Source organism: Pseudomonas sp. HC1(2025) (genome assembly GCF_058742075.1).
On record NZ_CP196017.1, the window covers coordinates 117,202 to 131,519 of the forward strand.

At 56.1% G+C, this 14,318-nt stretch carries 5 protein-coding genes, 2 tRNA genes and 4 rRNA genes; 7 read left to right on the plus strand and 4 right to left on the minus strand.

What is annotated here, in order from left to right; translation table 11 throughout:
- Window positions 1-559: 559 nt before the first annotated feature.
- From ACSSVH_RS00565 to ACSSVH_RS00595, 7 genes are all read left to right on the plus strand, one after another.
- Window positions 560-2,096: ribosomal RNA gene (locus tag ACSSVH_RS00565) — 16S ribosomal RNA — on the plus strand.
- A gap of 82 nt (window positions 2,097-2,178) precedes the next feature.
- Window positions 2,179-2,255 (plus strand) — tRNA-Ile (locus tag ACSSVH_RS00570).
- Between the two features lie 30 nt (window positions 2,256-2,285).
- Window positions 2,286-2,361 (plus strand) — tRNA-Ala (locus ACSSVH_RS00575).
- A gap of 248 nt (window positions 2,362-2,609) precedes the next feature.
- Window positions 2,610-5,503 (plus strand): 23S ribosomal RNA (locus ACSSVH_RS00580).
- A gap of 154 nt (window positions 5,504-5,657) precedes the next feature.
- A 5S ribosomal RNA gene (gene rrf, locus ACSSVH_RS00585) occupies window positions 5,658-5,773 on the plus strand.
- A gap of 109 nt (window positions 5,774-5,882) precedes the next feature.
- Window positions 5,883-5,998, plus strand: a 5S ribosomal RNA gene (rrf, locus tag ACSSVH_RS00590).
- Together the 16S, 23S and 5S rRNA genes with 2 tRNA genes alongside form the textbook arrangement of a ribosomal RNA operon.
- Window positions 5,999-6,261: 263 nt before the next feature.
- Window positions 6,262-8,142 carry a methyl-accepting chemotaxis protein gene (locus ACSSVH_RS00595; RefSeq protein ID WP_169957157.1) on the plus strand — a complete coding sequence of 627 codons (1,881 nt, stop codon included), beginning with the start codon at window positions 6,262-6,264 and terminating at the stop codon, window positions 8,140-8,142.
- Between the two features lie 52 nt (window positions 8,143-8,194).
- Here the strand turns inward: ACSSVH_RS00595 and ACSSVH_RS00600 are convergent, their stop codons facing one another.
- From ACSSVH_RS00600 to ACSSVH_RS00615, 4 genes are read right to left on the minus strand one after another with little or no spacing between them, the layout of a single operon-like run.
- The gene (locus ACSSVH_RS00600) at window positions 8,195-8,656 is read right to left on the minus strand and encodes an SRPBCC family protein (protein ID WP_432754842.1); all 462 of its coding nucleotides are present in this window, start codon (window positions 8,654-8,656) and stop codon (window positions 8,195-8,197) included.
- A 22-nt stretch (window positions 8,657-8,678) separates the two neighbouring features.
- On the minus strand, window positions 8,679-12,068 hold the full coding sequence (locus ACSSVH_RS00605; RefSeq protein WP_492633936.1) for an amino acid adenylation domain-containing protein: 3,390 nt from the start codon (window positions 12,066-12,068) through the stop codon (window positions 8,679-8,681).
- A complete protein-coding gene (locus ACSSVH_RS00610) occupies window positions 12,065-13,012 on the minus strand; it encodes a diiron oxygenase (RefSeq protein WP_492633937.1) in 948 nt (315 codons plus the stop codon). Before ACSSVH_RS00610 ends, ACSSVH_RS00605 begins: the two co-directional genes overlap by 4 nt.
- Window positions 13,009-13,779, minus strand: coding sequence for a DUF3050 domain-containing protein (locus ACSSVH_RS00615; RefSeq protein ID WP_492633938.1), 771 nt, complete (start codon window positions 13,777-13,779; stop codon window positions 13,009-13,011). The genes ACSSVH_RS00610 and ACSSVH_RS00615 overlap by 4 nt, the downstream gene beginning before the upstream one ends.
- Window positions 13,780-14,318 lie beyond the last annotated feature (539 nt).

Sequence of the window (14,318 nt, forward strand, 5' to 3'; positions counted from 1 at the left end):
ATAGAAGGGGTTCTGCATGGCAGGAGTTGGTTGTTTTTTAATCGATCGTAACTAATTGATAGAAAAGCAAAATCAAGGGTTGACGGCAGATCCTGGAAGTCTATAATTCGCCCCACTTCCGGCGCAGTCGAAACGGAAAACTCTTTGGTAAACAATGAGTTATGTAGTTTTCGGCAGCAGGTTGCTTCAGTACATCGAAGCCAAAAGGAAGTTGAAAAAGAGGTGTTGACAGCAGCGTGTAACGCTGTAGAATTCGCCTCCCGCTGACGAGAGATCGAAGGCGCAAGTGGTTGAAGTTGTTGAGGAAAACCTCGAAACTTCTGAAAATAATCACTTGACAGCAAATGAGGCTGCTGTAGAATGCGCGCCTCGGTTGAGACGAAAGATCTTAACCAACCGCTCTTTAACAACTGAATCAAGCAATTCGTGTGGGTGCTTGTGGAGTCAGACTGATAGTCAACAAGATTATCAGCATCACAAGTTACTCCGCGAGAAATCAAAGATGTAACCAACGATTGCTGAGCCAAGTTTAGGGTTTCTTAAAAACCCAAAGATGTTTGAACTGAAGAGTTTGATCATGGCTCAGATTGAACGCTGGCGGCAGGCCTAACACATGCAAGTCGAGCGGTAGAGAGAAGCTTGCTTCTCTTGAGAGCGGCGGACGGGTGAGTAATGCCTAGGAATCTGCCTGGTAGTGGGGGATAACGTTCGGAAACGGACGCTAATACCGCATACGTCCTACGGGAGAAAGCAGGGGACCTTCGGGCCTTGCGCTATCAGATGAGCCTAGGTCGGATTAGCTAGTTGGTGGGGTAATGGCTCACCAAGGCGACGATCCGTAACTGGTCTGAGAGGATGATCAGTCACACTGGAACTGAGACACGGTCCAGACTCCTACGGGAGGCAGCAGTGGGGAATATTGGACAATGGGCGAAAGCCTGATCCAGCCATGCCGCGTGTGTGAAGAAGGTCTTCGGATTGTAAAGCACTTTAAGTTGGGAGGAAGGGTTGTAGATTAATACTCTGCAATTTTGACGTTACCGACAGAATAAGCACCGGCTAACTCTGTGCCAGCAGCCGCGGTAATACAGAGGGTGCAAGCGTTAATCGGAATTACTGGGCGTAAAGCGCGCGTAGGTGGTTAGTTAAGTTGGATGTGAAATCCCCGGGCTCAACCTGGGAACTGCATTCAAAACTGACTGACTAGAGTATGGTAGAGGGTGGTGGAATTTCCTGTGTAGCGGTGAAATGCGTAGATATAGGAAGGAACACCAGTGGCGAAGGCGACCACCTGGACTGATACTGACACTGAGGTGCGAAAGCGTGGGGAGCAAACAGGATTAGATACCCTGGTAGTCCACGCCGTAAACGATGTCAACTAGCCGTTGGGAGCCTTGAGCTCTTAGTGGCGCAGCTAACGCATTAAGTTGACCGCCTGGGGAGTACGGCCGCAAGGTTAAAACTCAAATGAATTGACGGGGGCCCGCACAAGCGGTGGAGCATGTGGTTTAATTCGAAGCAACGCGAAGAACCTTACCAGGCCTTGACATCCAATGAACTTTCTAGAGATAGATTGGTGCCTTCGGGAACATTGAGACAGGTGCTGCATGGCTGTCGTCAGCTCGTGTCGTGAGATGTTGGGTTAAGTCCCGTAACGAGCGCAACCCTTGTCCTTAGTTACCAGCACGTAATGGTGGGCACTCTAAGGAGACTGCCGGTGACAAACCGGAGGAAGGTGGGGATGACGTCAAGTCATCATGGCCCTTACGGCCTGGGCTACACACGTGCTACAATGGTCGGTACAGAGGGTTGCCAAGCCGCGAGGTGGAGCTAATCCCACAAAACCGATCGTAGTCCGGATCGCAGTCTGCAACTCGACTGCGTGAAGTCGGAATCGCTAGTAATCGCGAATCAGAATGTCGCGGTGAATACGTTCCCGGGCCTTGTACACACCGCCCGTCACACCATGGGAGTGGGTTGCACCAGAAGTAGCTAGTCTAACCTTCGGGAGGACGGTTACCACGGTGTGATTCATGACTGGGGTGAAGTCGTAACAAGGTAGCCGTAGGGGAACCTGCGGCTGGATCACCTCCTTAATCGACGACATCAGCTGCTCCATAAGTTCCCACACGAATTGCTTGATTCATTGAAGAAGACGAAAAGAAGCAGCCCGAAATTGGGTCTGTAGCTCAGTTGGTTAGAGCGCACCCCTGATAAGGGTGAGGTCGGCAGTTCGAATCTGCCCAGACCCACCAATTTTGTGTGGGAAACGCCTGTAGAAATACGGGGCCATAGCTCAGCTGGGAGAGCGCCTGCCTTGCACGCAGGAGGTCAACGGTTCGATCCCGTTTGGCTCCACCACTACTGCTTCTGTTTGTATAAAGCTTAGAAATGAGCATTCCATCATTGTGATGGTGAATGTTGATTTCTAGTCTTTGACTAGTTCGTTCTTTAAAAATTTGGGTATGTGATAGAAAGATAGACTGAACGTTACTTTCACTGGTAACGGATCAGGCTAAGGTAAAATTTGTGAGTTACTCAAATTGAGTATTATCGAATTTTCGGCGAATGTCGTCTTCACAGTATAACCAGATTGCTTGGGGTTATATGGTCAAGTGAAGAAGCGCATACGGTGGATGCCTTGGCAGTCAGAGGCGATGAAAGACGTGGTAGCCTGCGAAAAGCTTCGGGGAGTCGGCAAACAGACTTTGATCCGGAGATGTCTGAATGGGGGAACCCAGCCATCATAAGATGGTTATCTTAAGCTGAATACATAGGCTTAAGAGGCGAACCAGGGGAACTGAAACATCTAAGTACCCTGAGGAAAAGAAATCAACCGAGATTCCCTTAGTAGTGGCGAGCGAACGGGGACTAGCCCTTAAGTGGCTTTGAGATTAGCGGAACGCTCTGGAAAGTGCGGCCATAGTGGGTGATAGCCCTGTACGCGAAAATCTCTTAGTCATGAAATCGAGTAGGACGGAGCACGAGAAACTTTGTCTGAATATGGGGGGACCATCCTCCAAGGCTAAATACTACTGACTGACCGATAGTGAACTAGTACCGTGAGGGAAAGGCGAAAAGAACCCCGGAGAGGGGAGTGAAATAGATCCTGAAACCGTATGCGTACAAGCAGTGGGAGCCCACTTTGTTGGGTGACTGCGTACCTTTTGTATAATGGGTCAGCGACTTATTTTCAGTGGCGAGCTTAACCGAATAGGGGAGGCGTAGCGAAAGCGAGTCTTAATAGGGCGTCTAGTCGCTGGGAATAGACCCGAAACCGGGCGATCTATCCATGGGCAGGTTGAAGGTTGGGTAACACTAACTGGAGGACCGAACCGACTACCGTTGAAAAGTTAGCGGATGACCTGTGGATCGGAGTGAAAGGCTAATCAAGCTCGGAGATAGCTGGTTCTCCTCGAAAGCTATTTAGGTAGCGCCTCATGTATCACTGTAGGGGGTAGAGCACTGTTTCGGCTAGGGGGTCATCCCGACTTACCAAACCGATGCAAACTCCGAATACCTACAAGTGCCGAGCATGGGAGACACACGGCGGGTGCTAACGTCCGTCGTGAAAAGGGAAACAACCCAGACCGTCAGCTAAGGTCCCAAAGTTATGGTTAAGTGGGAAACGATGTGGGAAGGCTTAGACAGCTAGGAGGTTGGCTTAGAAGCAGCCACCCTTTAAAGAAAGCGTAATAGCTCACTAGTCGAGTCGGCCTGCGCGGAAGATGTAACGGGGCTCAAACCATACACCGAAGCTACGGGTATCACCTTCGGGTGATGCGGTAGAGGAGCGTTCTGTAAGCCTGTGAAGGTGAGTTGAGAAGCTTGCTGGAGGTATCAGAAGTGCGAATGCTGACATGAGTAACGACAATGGGTGTGAAAAACACCCACGCCGAAAGACCAAGGTTTCCTGCGCAACGTTAATCGACGCAGGGTTAGTCGGTCCCTAAGGCGAGGCTGAAAAGCGTAGTCGATGGAAAACAGGTTAATATTCCTGTACTTCTGGTTATTGCGATGGAGGGACGGAGAAGGCTAGGCCAGCTTGGCGTTGGTTGTCCAAGTTTAAGGTGGTAGGCTGGAATCTTAGGTAAATCCGGGATTCTAAGGCCGAGAGCTGATGACGAGTTACCCTTTGGGTGACGAAGTGGTTGATGCCATGCTTCCAAGAAAAGCTTCTAAGCTTCAGGTAACCAGGAACCGTACCCCAAACCGACACAGGTGGTTGGGTAGAGAATACCAAGGCGCTTGAGAGAACTCGGGTGAAGGAACTAGGCAAAATGGCACCGTAACTTCGGGAGAAGGTGCGCCGGTGAGGGTGAAGGACTTGCTCCGTAAGCTCATGCCGGTCGAAGATACCAGGCCGCTGCGACTGTTTATTAAAAACACAGCACTCTGCAAACACGAAAGTGGACGTATAGGGTGTGACGCCTGCCCGGTGCCGGAAGGTTAATTGATGGGGTTAGCTAACGCGAAGCTCTTGATCGAAGCCCCGGTAAACGGCGGCCGTAACTATAACGGTCCTAAGGTAGCGAAATTCCTTGTCGGGTAAGTTCCGACCTGCACGAATGGCGTAACGATGGCGGCGCTGTCTCCACCCGAGACTCAGTGAAATTGAAATCGCTGTGAAGATGCAGTGTATCCGCGGCTAGACGGAAAGACCCCGTGAACCTTTACTATAGCTTTGCACTGGACTTTGAATTTGCTTGTGTAGGATAGGTGGGAGGCTTTGAAGCGTGGACGCCAGTTCGCGTGGAGCCAACCTTGAAATACCACCCTGGCAACTTTGAGGTTCTAACTCAGGTCCGTTATCCGGATCGAGGACAGTGTATGGTGGGTAGTTTGACTGGGGCGGTCTCCTCCTAAAGAGTAACGGAGGAGTACGAAGGTGCGCTCAGACCGGTCGGAAATCGGTCGTAGAGTATAAAGGCAAAAGCGCGCTTGACTGCGAGACAGACACGTCGAGCAGGTACGAAAGTAGGTCTTAGTGATCCGGTGGTTCTGTATGGAAGGGCCATCGCTCAACGGATAAAAGGTACTCCGGGGATAACAGGCTGATACCGCCCAAGAGTTCATATCGACGGCGGTGTTTGGCACCTCGATGTCGGCTCATCACATCCTGGGGCTGAAGCCGGTCCCAAGGGTATGGCTGTTCGCCATTTAAAGTGGTACGCGAGCTGGGTTTAGAACGTCGTGAGACAGTTCGGTCCCTATCTGCCGTGGACGTTTGAGATTTGAGAGGGGCTGCTCCTAGTACGAGAGGACCGGAGTGGACGAACCTCTGGTGTTCCGGTTGTCACGCCAGTGGCATTGCCGGGTAGCTATGTTCGGAATAGATAACCGCTGAAAGCATCTAAGCGGGAAACTAGCCTCAAGATGAGATCTCACTGGAACCTTGAGTTCCCTGAAGGGCCGTCGAAGACTACGACGTTGATAGGTTGGGTGTGTAAGCGCTGTGAGGCGTTGAGCTAACCAATACTAATTGCCCGTGAGGCTTGACCATATAACACCCAAGCAATTTGTTTCTCGAAAGAGCATCAGATTGCGGTGTGTGAAGACGAAATGAACCGAAAGTTCGAATCTCACAAAACACCGAAAGCTGTCACATACCCAATTTGCTGAAGCGAGGCACTTGCCACGACTCAGTACCCGAATTTCTTGACGACCATAGAGCATTGGAACCACCTGATCCCATCCCGAACTCAGCAGTGAAACGATGCATCGCCGATGGTAGTGTGGGGTTTCCCCATGTGAGAGTAGGTCATCGTCAAGATTAAATTCCAAAACCCCTGTTTGCTAACGCAGACAGGGGTTTTGTTTATGTAGAAGTCCATGAATTTCACCGGACCGTTGCTAGCGCAACGCTCTGGTACACAGAATTTCTTGACGACCATAGAGCATTGGAACCACCTGATCCCATCCCGAACTCAGCAGTGAAACGATGCATCGCCGATGGTAGTGTGGGGTTTCCCCATGTGAGAGTAGGTCATCGTCAAGATTGAATTCCGAAACCCCCGTCTGCTAGCGCAGACGGGGGTTTTGTCGTTCTGGGGACCTAAGTGTCCAATCCTGACCGCCTGTCGGCTTCTTACATAAAAAGAAGATGTATCCCACAAATTCCTAAGATTTATCCAGCCTTGGCCGAAAGCCTGATGAGCCATGCGTGCACCGAAATAGAGCGGTCGTAGAGTCCGCCTATACCGTACATGGAACGTTGCATTCGGCACGCTCACCCCCTTTTGGCAAAAAGAAGTCGATGAAATGAATCTCAAGTTCAGTCATAAAATTCTGTTGGCCGCGTCAGGCGTCGTGGTTTTGGCCTTCGCGCTGTTTACGTTGTACAACGACTACCTGCAGCGCAATACCATCAGGCAAAACCTGGAGTCATCTATCCAGCAGTCGGGTGACCTGACTGCCAGCAGTGTGCAGAACTGGCTCAGTGGCCGGGTGCTGGTCCTGGAGAACCTTGCGCAGAACGTTGCTCACCAAGGCAGCAATGCCGACCTCCCCGGCCTGGTTGATCAACCGGCGTTCACCTCGAACTTCCAGTTCACCTACGTCGGTTCCACCAACGGTGTCTTCACCCAGCGTCCTGACGCGAAAATGCCTGATGGCTACGATCCGCGTCAGCGCCCTTGGTACAAGCAAGCGGTCGCTGCCGACAAACCCATGCTGACCCCGCCTTATATGGCCGCCGTCGGTGGTTTGATCGTCACCATCGCGATGCCGGTCAAGAAAAATGGTGAGCTGTTGGGTGTAGTGGGTGGCGACTTGAGCCTGCAAACCTTGGTGAAGATCATCAACTCGGTGGACTTCGGCGGGATTGGCCACGCGTTCCTGGTCAGCGGCGATGGGCAGGTGATTGTCAGTCCTGACCAAGAACAGGTAATGAAAAACCTCAAGGATATCTATCCGGGCAGCACCGTCCGTATTGAGAAGATCAACCAGGATGTGGTCCTCAATGGCCAGGACCGCATCCTGTCCTTCACCCCGATCAGCGGCTTGCCTGGTGCGGACTGGTACATAGGGCTGTCGATCGATAAAGACAAAGCCTACGCCCCCCTAAGTAAGTTCCGCACCTCCGCCTTGATCGCAATGTTCATTGCCGTCACTGCAATTGCCGTATTGCTGAGCCTGTTGATCCAGGTGCTGATGCGCCCGCTGACCACCATGGGTCGCGCCATGCAAGACATTGCCCAGGGCGAGGGCGACCTGACCCGCCGCCTGGTCGTGGAAAGCAAAGATGAATTCGGGGAGCTGGGTAGTGCGTTCAACCAGTTTGTCGAGCGTATCCATGCCTCGATCAGCGAAGTGTCCTCGGCGACCAGGCATGTACACGATCTTTCCCAGCGCGTGATGGCATCGTCCAACGCTTCGATCATCGGTTCTGACGAGCAGAGCGCCCGTACCAACAGCGTTGCCGCGGCCATTAACGAACTGGGTGCCGCCACCCAGGAAATCGCCCGTAACGCCGCTGACGCCTCGCAACACGCCAGTGGCGCCAGCGAGCAAGCCGATGACGGTCGCCAGGTCGTAGAGAAAACCATCCTGGCGATGTCCGAGTTGTCGCAGAAGATCAGCCTGTCCTGCACGCAGATCGAAACCTTGAATGCCAGTACCGACAACATTGGCCATATCCTCGATGTGATCAAAGGCATCTCCCAGCAAACCAACCTGCTGGCCCTCAACGCCGCTATTGAAGCCGCCCGTGCTGGTGAAGCCGGCCGTGGTTTTGCCGTGGTGGCTGACGAAGTGCGCAACCTGGCCCACCGTACCCAGGAGTCGGCAGAGGAGATCCACAAGATGATCACCTCGTTGCAGATCGGCTCACGCGAAGCCGTGACCACGATGAATGCCAGCCAGGTGTCCAGCGAAGAAAGCGTCGAGGTTGCCAACCAGGCCGGTGAACGCTTGATCAGCGTGACCCAGCGTATCGTCGAGATCGACGGCATGAACCAGTCGGTGGCCGCTGCCACCGAGGAGCAGACCGCTGTGGTGGAGACGCTCAATGTTGATATCAACCAGATCAACCTGCTGAACCAACAAGGTGTGGCCAACCTCAACGAGACCTTGAAAGACTGTGACGCGCTGTCACAACAAGCCAATCGCTTGAAGCAACTGGTCGACAGTTTCAAGATCTGATCACCCTGCCAGTCAATGTGGCGCAGTGCAGCAATGCACTGCGCCATTTTTTTCAGCCAAGCAGTCGGCGCACGTTATCCAGTGCACTGTCGGCGAAGGCCTGGATGAATTGTTCAAATCCCTCTTTGTCGCTGGCATCAACGGGTTCGGCGATGATGGTCCAGGTCGCCCGCGCCTGATTCTCCCCCAGCGACTCAACGCTCATTGCGGCCCACAGCCGGGCCACGCCCAAGGTGTTATAGATCGTCGTCCAGGTCATGTGCATCGCCTGCGCATCGTGGCTATTGAGCTGTTCCACGACCACATTGCCGTCGTGGAAGCATTTCTTGCGCAGCGATCCCACACCGCTGCCGATCATCGTGATACCTGCCAGGGCAGGGATGAACGCGTCAAAGCCTGCGAAGCGACCCACGACCCCCCACAGGTTGACGGCGCTGCAGGCAATCGCCACAGATGACACCACAGGCCTGCCCACGGGGTTTTGGATCAACGTATCGGGTTGCAGCTGTCTCATAAGTTTTTCCCTGGTGGCGGTGTCACAGAAAGCCGATGGCATTGAGGTACTGGCACCCTCTGCGTAACAGCGCGGGTGCTTTTTCGGGGTATTGCATGCCCATCTGCTCGACGCCATAGCGTGCGTTCTCGTGGCGAATCATCGAGATATCGCCAATGTCTTCTCCCAGCCCATTGAGGTAAAATCCGAGCACGCCAAACAGGGCATTCTCGCGACCCACTTCACCTAGCTGGTGTTGCCAATCCGCCACGCTTACCAATTCGAACGCATGACCTGCCTGGCGGAACGACTCCACGTAGGTTTCCCACCGCAGTGGCTGCGGATTGTGCAGGTTGAACACGCTGCGCTCGGCAACGCAGTTGCCACTGTGGAAGGCAATGAACTGCGCCAGGAAATCCACCGGCATCAGGTCGAAGTTCAAGCCCAGGCGTGGCACCCGGCCCAACTGCAGCGAGCCCTTGAGCATCAGCATCAGGCGGTTTTTGTGCGGTTGGCAGACGCCGTTGCGACTATTGAAACTGATGTTCCCGGGGCGATAGATGTTGATCCAGGCGCCTTGCCCCGCAGCGCGCCCCAAGAGGCGTTCAGCCACCCATTTGGAAAGGTTGTAGCCGTTCTTGATGTAGAGCGGCGGGGTGCTTGCCGCAGGCGCTTCAAGCACCTGCCCGTCGGCTCCGACGCTGCTTGACGCGGATAATGTGGAGACGAAATTGAGCACCTTCTTACAGTGGGTTTCGCACAGTCGCAGGCACTCAAGCACCGGTTCCACGTTGTCCTTGGCCAGCGATGCGTAGTCCATGACGTGATTGACGTGGGCCGCGCTGTGTATCAGCACCCCGTACTGGCGGGCGAGGTGTTCATAGACATGGGCCTCAAGCCCCAGGCGAGGTCGGCGCAGGTCGGTGGCGTACACCCGCACGCGGCTCAGGTCCAGGTGTTCCAGGCGGTATTCACGCAACGCCTCGGCAAACCGTGTAGCGGCTGATTGCCCTGGGTTTTCGCGCACCAGGCAGGCGACTTCTGTCGCTCCGGCCATCAGCAAGGCTTCGACGATGTGCACACCCAAAAAGCTGTTGGCGCCGGTCACGATCGCCTTGTGGCGATTGCCCGCGCGCGCTCCTGGCAACAGGCTTATGTCCAGCGCGCGTAGCGCGTCGCTGATCGCCCGGTCGCTGGGGGCAGCACCTGGCAGGCTGTCGCTCATCAACGCGGCGAGGGTCTGCACCGTTGGCGCTTCGATAAACCGGTTGAGGGGCAGGCTGCGCCCGTACAACTCGCGAATCCGCAGGAGCATGGTTGAAAGCAGAATGGAGTGACCGCCGAGATGGAAAAAGCTGTCGTCAGTCGACATCTCGTCGACCGGCAACCCCAGCAGTTCACTCCACAGGCCCAGCAATTGCCCTTCCAGCGGTGTTTGGGGGTGGCGTTGAGGGTTTTCCGAGACGGCTTGAACCGTCAGCGCCAGTAAGGCCTGGCGGTCAACCTTGCCATTGCTGCCAGAGGGCAGGCTCGTCAGCTCTGTGCACACGGTCGGCTGCATATAGTCCGGCAGCATTTGCCTGGCATGTTGCTTGAGCGCGGCCAGGGCTGCGCCCGAACCATTGGGATCAGGCTGTGCCACAAACGCCAGGACCCGTCGATCACGGTCAATCACCACCGCGACCTGGCGAAACAGTTGGCTGGCGCGCAAGCACTGCTCGATCTCTTGGGGCTCGACCCGAAAACCACGGATCTTCACCTGCTGGTCCTGGCGCCCGACCAGCGCGATACCCTCGGCCGTCCATTTCGCCATGTCGCCCGTGCGGTACGCGTGCAAGGCCTGGCCGTCAGGCAGCCCAAGGCGCACAAAGTGCTCGGCGGTCTGGCGTGGCTGGTTCAGATACCCAAGGCTCACCCCGGGGCCGACGATGTACACCTCGCCAACTACCTGGTCCTCGACCGGCTGGCGCTGCTCGTCGAGGATCAGCACCTGGCTGTTGGCGATGGGTATGCCGAGGTTGAGGTTGCTGTCGTCAGCCTGCATCCGACGGCTGCTGACCAGCACTGTGGCTTCCGTCGGGCCATAGAGGTTGTGCAAGGCGCATTGCCCGGCCATCTGCCGGATGACATGGGGCTCACAGATATCACCGCCGGTCAGCAGGTGCTGCAGGCCCAGCGGTCGGTCCATTGGCAGCAGGCTCAACAGCGCCGGCGGCAGGAAGGCATGGGTGACGCGCTGTTGCTGGATCAGTTCAACCAACTGGAGTGGGTCACGACGCTGTTCTTCACTGGGAACAATCAAGGTCGCGCCCTGGCTCAGGGCTGGAAAGAGATCGACCAGCGAAGAGTCGAAACTCACGGACGAAAATTGCAGTACACGGCTGTGCTCGCTGAGTTCGACATGCTGGCTGTACCACGCCGAAAAATGCGCCAGGTTTTGCTGGCTGAGCAACACCCCCTTGGGCTGGCCGGTAGTGCCCGAGGTGTAAAGCACCATGCTGGCGCTATCAGCCGTGGGCGAGGTGAGCGCCAAGGGGCAATTGTCGTCCACGTGCTGGCTGTCCATGCGGCTGACGTCCACAGCCATGAAATGCTTGCGCAAGGGATGTTGGCCATCATCGAGCAACACCACGGCCCCGGCGTTTTCCAGCATGGCTCGTTGGCGCGGCAGCGGGTGGCCCGGCTCGAGCGGCAGATACACCGCGCCGCAACCCAGGGTCGCCAGAATGCTGGCGTACAACTCGATCGACTTGCCCAGGCAGATCCCGACCACGGGCGCCGGCCCCGGCCCGAGCAAGGGTTGTAGAACCTGCTGGATGGCCAGGCTGTGTCGCAACAGCTGTCGATAGCTCAGGCTAAGCCCGGCAATCTCCAGGGCCGGCCGATCGGCGAAAACCCGCAAGCTCTGCTCCAACTGTTTGATCAGCGGCGTCCGGGCTTTTTGCAGGAGCGCTGGGTCAGCGGTCCGGTTGAGGCGATGCAGGTAGGCCAGTCCTTCCAGGCCCTGCAGGCTCTGCTCGGCAAACGTGGCGGCGCTAGCACGTTGTGTGAAGTGCCCGGGGTTGCGCGAAAAGCCGCTGACCTGCAGCGCGACCCACTCGACCAGGCGCGTCACTGCCTGGCGTCGCAGTCGTTGGCCGTTGCCACAGGCTGGCGGTGTCAGATCCAGCGCGGCCAGCAGCTGGCGTGAGCGGTCATAGCAGCGTATTTGCAGGGCTGGCAGGCCACACTCACTCATCGGGCCGATGCACAGGCGCAGGCTCATCCTGGTCACGCCGGCCAGTTCCTGGGCGAGGGGCTGGGTGCCATCTTCAATCAGCAAGTCGATTGCCGGCGCCTGCGCGGCAAGGTCATGCCCATAGGGTTGCAGTGCCTGCCCCAGCTCATGCAAGGCCGCACTGCTACCGACCAGGCTAATCCCAAGGCGTCTCATGACTGGCCCCCGGCTGCCGGCAGGTAGGCACTCAACGCATGGGCGACACACGAGGTTTGCAGCAACCCGCTGCGGCGCAGGAACCCCATGATGTTGCCGATCAGCGGGTGCTGGCGGGTGATGGGAAAGGCTGGGGTCTGTACCTCGACCCGCAGCGCCTGGCGAGTGCGCGCCGGCACATCCAGATGTTCGATCAACAGTCGGTCGAAGTCCCTTTGCAGGTCATTGGTCAAATAGTGTTGCAGGAACACCGGCAGGGTTCGGGCGATGCCGTCGCGATCCTCTTCGCTTGCCGTTTGCCAGTAGAGCCTTACCAGGCAGGTCCAGAAGCTGGCGTGGCGGCCCTCGTCAGCCAGGTGGTCGGCCATCAGGCCCCGGACCGACTGCTTGACGCTGTCATCCTTGGCAAACGCCGCCACGTCATGGGTGACCGTGTTCTCGGCAATCGCCACGCACACCAGCTCCACCGCATCACGCAGATGCGCCGGTGCCTGGGCCTGAGCGATGGGGATGGCACGGCTCAACTCGATGGCGGCCGGTAGCGGCAGCGGCGCGATACCTGTCTTTTCCTGCGTTTGCTGCATGAAGTCCAGGGCAACGAGGGCGTGATAATCCTCATCGACCACCACGGTCATGGCGTCGTAGCGGCACGCGGTAGGGAAGGGGATTGAAAAACGATTCTTGGCGATGCTCCGTGCGGTTCTATCGACGATCTCGGTCTCAAAGATCACCACGTCGTTGAGGAATTTGTAGAGCGTCTGCACCAGTACAAAATCGCGCCACTGCGGGCAGTGCTCGAGAAAACCCGCACTGAGTACCAGCGGTTGGCGACACAGGGGGTAGATCAACTTGTCGTCATCTTCCAGCAGGCGTCGCGGGCGAGTGCGGATAGTCGCCTGATGCTCCCAGTCGGCTGCGAACGAGCGATAGTCGAGGGCGTTCACAGGCTCACCTCCTGGTGGCCTGCGTGCTGGCGCAGGCCGTCCCACAAGGCAATGCGGCTCTCTACGGCGCTGAGGGCGGCGTTCCAGGCCTGTTGTTCGAGCACCGGGTCCGCCAGTGTCAGGCGTCGGAGCAGGCGCTCTGCGGCCGGCTCATGGCCCTCAGCGTCCAGCTCGATGTGGCGCTGGAGGTAGTAGCACAAGCTGGGGGCCTGCCGGTGGGCGACGTTGCTGCCCTGCAGGATGCGCTTGAACATCGCCGGGATGACGCTTTCCCGGCCATGCAGGAAGGTCGCGGCTACACAGTGGGTCGGGGCGTTCAGGGCGACGTCCAGGGTGTGCCGCACAAAGCGCTCTACCGCAGGATCAAGCGTGATCTGCGCCAAGGCACTGTCGAGGCTTGCACCCTCTCGCTGCAACGCGATGAAGCGTTCGATGGTGGTGGTGCAGGCCCCTACCTCGCGCATTGCCTCCAGGTACAGTTCGAAGTGACTGCTATGCCCGTCGCCCAGGCGCAGGTCCGATTCCTCGTCGAGGACAATTTCGTTGATCAGCCGCGCGGCCTGCGGGTCCGCCGGCGGGAGCCAGGGCAGGCGCACGCAGGTCAGGTCCTGTTGCAGGCGTTTGGTCAGGGTCATGAAGTCCCAGACGGCGAAAATATGGTTCTGCATAAAGTGCTGTAACTGCGGGAAAGAGTTGATTTCCAGGAAAATCGGATGTTCATGTAGTTGCAGTTTTTTTTGTCTGAGTAGTTCTTGGAGTTGAAACATGCTTAATGCCTATAAGTCGTTATGCCGACTCAAATAAAAAGGTTGTTTAGAACCAAGTGTGCATTACAGGTAAGTGTTGCGTCGCGCAGTCATGGGAATGGCACGGCTGGCTTGGTTATCCGGCAAGCAACAAGTAGTGACAAAGCAACTTAGACTTATTGGATAGTTTGTCGTCCACAGTCGTGCCTAAGCCTGTGCCTACGCTTTCGACTGAAGTGCCAAGACCAATTAAAGGATAATCACTTGGTTAAGTATTCAAATACTTTAAGAGTTGTATAAGGTTTTTTTGCAGGAAGGAATGTTTCGTAGTCGAGCTTACTGTTCGATGTGAGAACTTTCCTTCTTGTTTGCAGGTTTTAAATTATTGGACTTAATGACCAGGCTTAAATCCGCTTTTGCATTTGCAATGCTGGATGTTTCCTGACGGTCAATGTCGAGTCGGTTGCCGGAGCGGCCAAGGGGTGACGGCAGCAGAGGCCGGCTTTGGACGTGTGCGGCGCCTGGCAATCCAGGTCGCGCACGTAGCGGCTAAAGCCGGG

Coding starts and splice junctions, on each gene's coding strand:
- ACSSVH_RS00595 (WP_169957157.1), top strand. CDS start 6,262: ATGAATCTCAAGTTCAGTCATAAAATTCTGTTGGCCGCGTCAGGCGTC.
- ACSSVH_RS00600 (WP_432754842.1), bottom strand. CDS start 8,656: ATGAGACAGCTGCAACCCGATACGTTGATCCAAAACCCCGTGGGCAGG.
- ACSSVH_RS00605 (WP_492633936.1), bottom strand. CDS start 12,068: ATGAGACGCCTTGGGATTAGCCTGGTCGGTAGCAGTGCGGCCTTGCAT.
- ACSSVH_RS00615 (WP_492633938.1), bottom strand. CDS start 13,779: ATGTTTCAACTCCAAGAACTACTCAGACAAAAAAAACTGCAACTACAT.